This window comes from Nitrospirota bacterium (genome assembly GCA_016212185.1).
Taxonomy (GTDB): Bacteria; Nitrospirota; Thermodesulfovibrionia; order UBA6902; family DSMQ01; genus JACRGX01.
The window spans coordinates 23,793-31,540 of record JACRGX010000100.1; the positions used below are offsets into that span (position 1 = coordinate 23,793).

Genomic DNA, 7,748 nt, shown 5'->3' on the forward strand with positions numbered 1-7,748 from the left:
CTGCTTATTTATTACAGGCCTTCAAATAACAGATAGTCGGCGAGGTCAATGTTGTATTTATTCGGGTCTAAGGTTTTAATGACGGTTCTCAGAAATTTGTCAGTTCTGTCTTTCTCCGAGAGGTCTGCCATACGGCCTTTGATTTTGTTGCCGCTGCTGTCTACAAGTATTAAAACTATTGGTTTATTCCGGAGCACGGCATTGCTCTTAAACACAATACCGAATTCCTTTGTATCAAGAAGGACAAGGGAGCCGACGGGCAATGCGCCGAGCATATTTGCGAAGAATTTGACAAGAACGGGGTCATAATGCGTGCCGGCCCCTTTTATCATGGCGCTGATTGCATCGTCAGGTGCAGTCGGGGTTCTTGAATAAACTCTCGCTGATGTCATAGCATCATAACTGTCTGCAAGGCTGACTATCTTTGAATAGAAATCAGGTTCAAAGGGCGGAGAAACCTTTGGATAACCTGACATGTTATAGTTAAGGTGATGCTCAAAGGCAACAATGGCGCTTCTGAGGGATATATTATCAAGCCCCTTCAGTTTCAATATTGTCTTTGCGCCCCAGAAAGGATGTTTTCTCATTACCACCCAGTCATTTTCGTTTAGCTCGGACGGTTTGTTGAGTGTTTCTGGCGGTACCTCAACCTTCCCTGTATCATGGAAAAGCGCAACAAGCCCGAGTTCCGTGAGCGCATTTCTGCTTAAGCCGAGCCGCTGTCCGAAGGCAACAGAAAGGATGCTTACATTAACAGAGTGGTGATAGGTATATTCATCATAATTTTTTATGGCGGTCATGCCTAAAAGCAATTCCTCCTCACGCAGTATCAGGTCCACCATTGATTCAACAATCCTCTTTGCTTTTTTTATGTTTATTGTTTCTCCCGAACTCAATTTGTTCATGAAACCTTTGGTATAAGAAACGGCATTGAAATATGTCTTCTTAACCTGTTTTTTTATAGTAGACTCTTCCTCAACGTTTGTTTTGTCTTCTTTAATTTTTTGCGGTGGAGTTACATCAAGCTGTATAATGTCAAGGATGCCGTCTGAAAGGGTTTTAAGCGGATCGTAGGATAATGCTGAAGATATAAATGCTTTGAGAAATATCTGCATATCTTCAGAATTGAGCGGATTGGTTATTTTTATCCCACCCATTCTCCGCTTTTTGAATTCGCTGATAAGGAAAGCAAAATTCAGGAGATATTCCATAGGGTAGCTTATCCGCATGTCGTTTACATAAAAGAATTCTCCGATCATCTCAAGCGTGAATGTTTCCCTGGAATCTGCCAGTAAAGGGTTTATCATGGCGGTGAACTTATCAATGGAGGTCAGAACTGCGACATTATTCGGTGCATGAATCTGGGCGTTTCTTATGACAACGGCAAGCTGGTTTATTATATCCCTTGAAATTTTAGTGATGTTTATATCTTCTTTAGCTGCCATATTCTATCCTCTTGATTGCGGCGTTTACATAATCCCTCAGGAGGCTGTTCTTTGAGTCCCTGAGTTTGTATAATGCCGGGAGGGCGTCTTTATTCCCCAATAACCCGAGGGCATATGCCGCACATGCCTTGGTTTCGGCATCCTGCAGTAAGTTTAAAAATGACTTTTTCTGCAGGTAGTTTATTAAAAATGCAACTGTGTCAGTGTTATTCCAGCAGGACAGGGCCTGAAAAAATTCACGTTTTTCATCAAATGACCGGTCAGAGAAGTTTTTCTCTGTTATATTATCAATGATTATTCCCTTGACAGTTTCAGCGCCCATGCCGCTGAGGGCCTTCACCGCAGCCTTTCGTACCAGAGCATCAGCATCATTGAGGTAATCTTTTAATATGCGTATTGAGGCCGGATTTTTAAAGTCGCCAAATGCATTTGCTATCTCCTTTCTGACCTTCGCATCTGTGTGTTTTGCCATTGGCAGCAGATATTCCACCGCTTTTTTATCACCAATCTGGCTGAGGATATAAATGATGTTTCTAACAACATACCACCTTGGGTCATTGAGCCCTGATGCAAGTACCGAGATATCTGTTTCACCGAGACGGATGAGTATATTGATAATTTTTTTTCTTCCGTGGATGCTTTCCTGCGTGCCTAAAACCGAGATAAAGCCGGTTACGGCATTTTTACCCAGAAGCCCAAGGTATTCATCTAAAATATTTTCATCTATTTGTTTCTCAGAGTCCAGCATTCCGCCTACTTGTTTTATTATCTCTTCAGAGTTAACGATTGACAGCAGCAGATTCAACTGGTTCTTGATATTATCAGGGGTTGAGAAGTTTTCTGCCGTTTCCTTTGTTTTTTTAATGATATTCACGAATGTTGAAAAATCCCTGTATTTGATGGCATATAAAATAATAGCATTAAAGGCATGGATGATATTTTCAAGTTCTGCTGTGTTTTCCGCCAGAGAGAGCATCTCAAATAATATCTGTAAAAGTTTTCCAGTTTTGTCCCCAATATCCTTTGTTTTTTCGTTTATGAGCAGTTGAATGTCTTTATCTGTGATGTCTGCGGTTGAAATATCGGTAATGTCTTTTGCGCTGAATGAGTCAGCATAGGCTTTTAAGATCATGTCAGCATCAGGCGCCTTATTTTTTATCTCTGCCAGCGCCTTTATTTCATAGTCTTCATCCTCCAGCAGGAATGCTTCATCAGCGATATATTTTATGCTTTTGAAGTCTTTTTCCCAGAGCAGTGTGACGATGTCATCATCAACAGCCTCCTTGTCAAAATCCAGCGAAACAATCTTCAAAAAATTTTCCAGCTCCTCTTTTGGCAGCCCTTTTTTAAAACTTAATTCACGAAGCCCGTCCTTGAAAAAAAAGAGGGCCAGATTATTGTCTTTCCCGGGATTATGGTATACCTGCTCAGAACCGAAAAAGATATCATTTTGTTTTATTTTTAAAGTAAGCTCATCTTTGTAATTAAAAAAATTAACGAGCATTAATAGGATATTATCCAGTGTTTTTGCGTAAATTGGGTTGTTTCCGGGATATAGTTTGAGGGTCTTCTTTGCTTTAATAAAAGCCTGAATTAAGTCTTTTGCTATTCTTATGTTTTCTGATGTTTCCATAGGTTTTTAATTTTAAGTTATGTTAAAATAGTTTTCAGTTACCCTGATATATTATACCACCACTTTTATACAGCATAATATATATAAAAGAGAGTGAAAACACACATAATTTTGGCTATTTAACGCACAGAATGACTGTCAAAATTTGTAACAGGCAGGTTTTCCCCTTATTTTTTAATTGGTTTTATCTTTTTAATTTTTATTTTACCGTTGGTATTATTTTTGCTTAATTATAGAACGGAGCTATATAACTATGAATAAAACCAAAACAATACAAAATACCACGAAATTTCTAATAATTTCAGCTATTTTTAGCATTTTTCTGCTTTCCTTTGCAAGTTATTCGCAGGCAATCGCGCCTGCCTTTACAAAGCTCCAGGCGGTTTCAACAAGCGCTCCCACGGCATTGGCGCTTGATGCGCGCGAAAATCTCTACGTAGTTTCTTCAACTCAAAACAGCTTAAATATTTACAACCACAACGGTGCCTACCTTACTTCGCTTTTGACTCTTAATAAACCGATCAGCGTTGCCGTAGATGCAGGCGGAAGGATTTTTATTGGGAATGCTGGCGCAAATAATGTAGAAGTATACGATGGAAATTTAAACTTTTTATTTAAACTTGGTTCTGGCAACGGCGAATTTGTAACACCGGCAGCAATTACAACTGACAATGCAGGCAATATATACGTAGCAGATTTAAAGTCAAATATTATAAAAATTTACAACCCGGACGGTTCCTATAAATCATCATTCGGTTCAACAGGCAGTGGAGATGGTCAGTTTCAGTCCCCGACATCAATAGCGATAAATGAAGCGGCAGGAGAGATAATAGTTTCAGACCTCAAGGTAATCACGACAACCCAGGGAATTACCGAGAGTGTAAGAATACAGATTTTTGACATGAATGGTGTATTTAAACGCACCTTTGGCGCTTACGGGCAGGGTGAAGGATATTTAATAAGGACGATGGGCGTTGATGTTGACGGGGCAGGCAGAATATATGTAACGGATTCCTATCAAAATATAGCTCAGGTGTATAACAGCAACGGCACATATCTTGGAAGCATTTATGATGAAATCAGCCCCATGAGAACTCCGATGGGCATTGCGATTGGTAAGAGCAACAGGCTTTTCATAGCATCGTTGAATGCCTCAAGGGTTGATGTTTTTGGAGTGGATTCATATACAGTGATGGGCGTAAGTCCGCTTACCCTTTCATTTGAAGGACAGCAGGGCGGCGATCCTCAGGCGCAAAATGTAGAAATAAGCAATACCGGCACCGGAACGCTTAACTGGTCTGCATCTGTAAGTGACAGTTGGATAACCCTTTCACAGACCTCCGGGTCAACCCCTCCGGCGCAGTTATCTATATTAAATGTAGGGATAAATCTTGCAGGACTTTTAGCAGGCACATATTCAGGAACGGTAACGGTAACGGCAGAGTCAGGAGTAACAGAGGTTGTAAGCGTATCACTTACAGTCACCGCGCCTCCGGCAGTGCTTTCAGTAAATCCGTCTTCATTGGATTATACATCTCTGAATGGTTTAGTGCCGTCAGCGCAGACATTGACAATTGAAAATACCGGAGGCGGCACGCTTGATTGGAACGCAACAAGCAACAGCAGTTGGATAACGCTAAATAAATATTCAGGTGCTGCGCCTGATACAATTACGGTATCTGTTGATCCGGCAGGGCTGAGTGCTGGAATATATGTCGGGACAATCACGGTAACCGCAGACAGCGCAACAGGAAGCCCGGCTAATATAATTGTTACTTTAAATGTTATAGCATATGGCACAATAAATGTAACAACAAACCGCACAACTGCAACGTTTACAATCAGCGGCCCGGCATCTTATTCAGGCAGCGGGACGAGCATGACAGCGACAGATGCACCTCCGGGCACTTATGCAATAATTTATGGTGATGTCTTAGGTTATATTACTCCTGCCTCTCAGACGCAGACATTAACAGGCGGCGGCAGTATAAGCTTTACTGGTACATATGTAAAGAAAACAGTCGTAAAGAAAAATATCATAGCAGGTGCAGGGCCCGGCTCAACTAATCCGGCGACAGTTAATGTAGTATATTCTGATGGCGCTCCGACAGGTGTGCAATTTATTGCAAATACTTATAAATATGGTGTAAATGTAGCATCGGGTGACATAGATGGCGATGGTATATTTGAGATAATTACAGGCGCAGGTCCCGGGCCGCAAAACCCCGGAGAAGTAAATATATTTGACAGAACCGGAAGTAAAATAGTAGGATTTACAGTAGGATATAATGGAGCAAGAGCGACATATAATTATGGTATAAATGTAGCCTCCGGTGATTTTGACGGTGATGGACAATATGAGGTTATAACAGGCGCAGGTGCAGGACCTGCAAATCCGTCATACGTCAAGATATATGCATATGACCCTGCAATACAACAGATGGTTGACAGCGGTATAGATTTACTTGCATATGATACATTATTCGGGGTTGAAGTCGCTGCCGGAGATGTAGATGATGATGGAGTTGCAGAGCTGATTACAGCTCCGGGAGCCGGAAATACAAACACAGGTATTATAAGGATATGGGATATTGATACCTCTATGGGCGTAGGGCAGTGGAGCGCAACGCTTACAAAGGAATTTACGGCAGAATCTTATTATAAATATAGTGTGAATATTACAAGCGCAGATGTTAATGGCGATGGATATGATGAAATAATAACAGGTGCAGGACCAGACCGCGCCTCAAGGGATACAATAAAAGTATTTGATAGAAATGGCACTCAGTTATCTCAATTTACAGCAAACCTTTCAAGGGCATATGGAACTACCATAGACAGCGGTGACACAAACGGGGATGGAATAGCAGAGATTGTAGCAGGCGCCGGTCCTTATGCAGGCAACAGGGCCTTTGTGAGGATACTTAATGCTTCTTCCGGCGCAGTTATCACGACTTTCAAGCCATTAAACACGCTCTATGGTGTTAATGTGGCGGCAGGCGATTTGGGATATTAAAGGGAGCTATGAATAGAAAAAACAGCATTTTAATGGTTTTCATCTTAACACTGGCAATCACGCTGATTGCTATTTTTGCATATTCGCTTGATAATCCGCATGTAGATGTAAACAGCATAGGATGCCAATCCTGTCATTATGTCGTCTCCGGTCCGATGCCCTCATGGATGTCTCATGTGCCTCAGGACATTGATGATACGCAATATAATAATCTTTGCTGGGGTTGCCATACTGGTTCACCGCCGAATATCTTATACGAAAAAACGCATTCAAGCCTTAGGTGGACAACGATTGAGAGAAATTATGGAGACTGGACAACAGAGTGCAGAACCTGCCATAGCCCTCATCAGCAAATGCAGTTCAGAAAGTGGAGCACTATTAGTTATCTGTATAGAGGCGCTGCAAGTTCAGCTACCAGTAATACAATAACAAAAACAGGCGCTGGCTGGGCAGACAATCAGTGGGCGAGCCATGTTGTAGTTGGGAATACATCATACCTAAACCTAAATTACAAAATTCTATCCAATACCTCTGACACTCTTACAGTGCAGGGTACATTAAATAATAATTATGTAAAGCCGGGCGCCACCTTTGGAATAGCTTATGGCAAACTGGTTAAAGAAATAATTAATGCGAAGAATGTTAAGTTTTTTAGACCAGTGGGCGCCAATAATTTTGCAGACTATGATTCCACTTATGACGGTGTATGTGAGGTCTGCCATACGCAGACGCAGAATCCTTCAAATAACCTCCCAAGATACAGGAATACCGGTTATACAACAATAGACAACCACAATGTGGGGGCGAACTGCACAGACTGTCATTTTCATGTGAATGGGTTTAGTGCGGGCTCTAATTGCGGCTCTTGCCATGGAATACCGCCGGTTAGCGATGCTTCAAAGGTAACAACCCCGAATGCTACAGGGTCAGATACATATGGGAAGCATGAGTTGCATAATGTAACAAAAGGGTATCAATGTACAACATGTCATTATGCGGCGGTATGTTATGGACAGCAGGACCCAGCTCCGGCAACTATCCCAATCAGGATTGGATTTAATCTGTTCAGCGGCGCATATATCGGCGGAATTTATGATGCACAGACTACTCCACCGGTTACCGATGGGTATGTGGCATCTGACCCTAACACAACAATAACCAATACAGGCACAAAGACATGCGATAATTTATATTGTCATGGAAAACTGACAAATGGAACTTCATGGGGCAGCGGTGCAAATACGACGCCGGCGTGGGGCACAGTAGGCGTGACAGTAGCTTGCGGAGACTGTCATAAGGCTACTAATGCAAATCCTCCGACCCTTGGAAATCATACCAAGCATGCAGGAAGCACTGAGCTTAACCTTGCATGTACATTATGCCATTCAACTTATCCGACAGGCCATGTGAATAATCAGGCAAATGTTGCATTCTCAACAGACCCGAGGGTAAGCGGTGCAAGTTATAGCGGATCAACTACAATGTTTGACTCATACGGGCAATGCTCTAATATATATTGTCACGGAGCCGGGGAGCCTCAGTGGGGCGGCACCTTAGCGGACGCAGCACAGTGCGACTCCTGTCACGGAGGCAATGCAGCAGCGACAACAGCGACAGGCGGCTTAGGCCCGATGACGCTGCCCAAGCACACAAA

The 7,748-nt window shown here is 42.3% G+C and carries 4 protein-coding genes; 2 read left to right on the forward strand and 2 right to left on the reverse strand.

All coding sequences use genetic code 11. The annotated features are described in order from the left end of the window. Positions 1 to 11 precede the first annotated feature (11 nt). Positions 12 to 1,445: an HD domain-containing protein gene (locus HZA10_11435; protein ID MBI5196914.1), complete on the reverse strand. Its 1,434-nt coding sequence runs from the start codon at positions 1,443 to 1,445 to the stop codon at positions 12 to 14. Beyond that, positions 1,435 to 3,078 carry a HEAT repeat domain-containing protein gene (locus tag HZA10_11440; protein MBI5196915.1) on the reverse strand — a complete coding sequence of 548 codons (1,644 nt, stop codon included), beginning with the start codon at positions 3,076 to 3,078 and terminating at the stop codon, positions 1,435 to 1,437. Before HZA10_11440 ends, HZA10_11435 begins: the two co-directional genes overlap by 11 nt. A gap of 253 nt (positions 3,079 to 3,331) precedes the next feature. On the opposite strand from HZA10_11440, the gene HZA10_11445 reads away from it, so the two are divergent. Both HZA10_11445 and HZA10_11450 read left to right on the forward strand, forming a co-directional pair. Next, positions 3,332 to 6,094, forward strand: a complete 2,763-nt coding sequence (locus HZA10_11445) for a hypothetical protein (protein ID MBI5196916.1) — start codon at positions 3,332 to 3,334, stop codon at positions 6,092 to 6,094. Positions 6,095 to 6,102: 8 nt separating this feature from the next. After that, positions 6,103 to 7,748 (forward strand): CxxxxCH/CxxCH domain-containing protein (locus HZA10_11450; protein MBI5196917.1); only part of this gene is annotated, 1,646 nt, incomplete at its 3' end.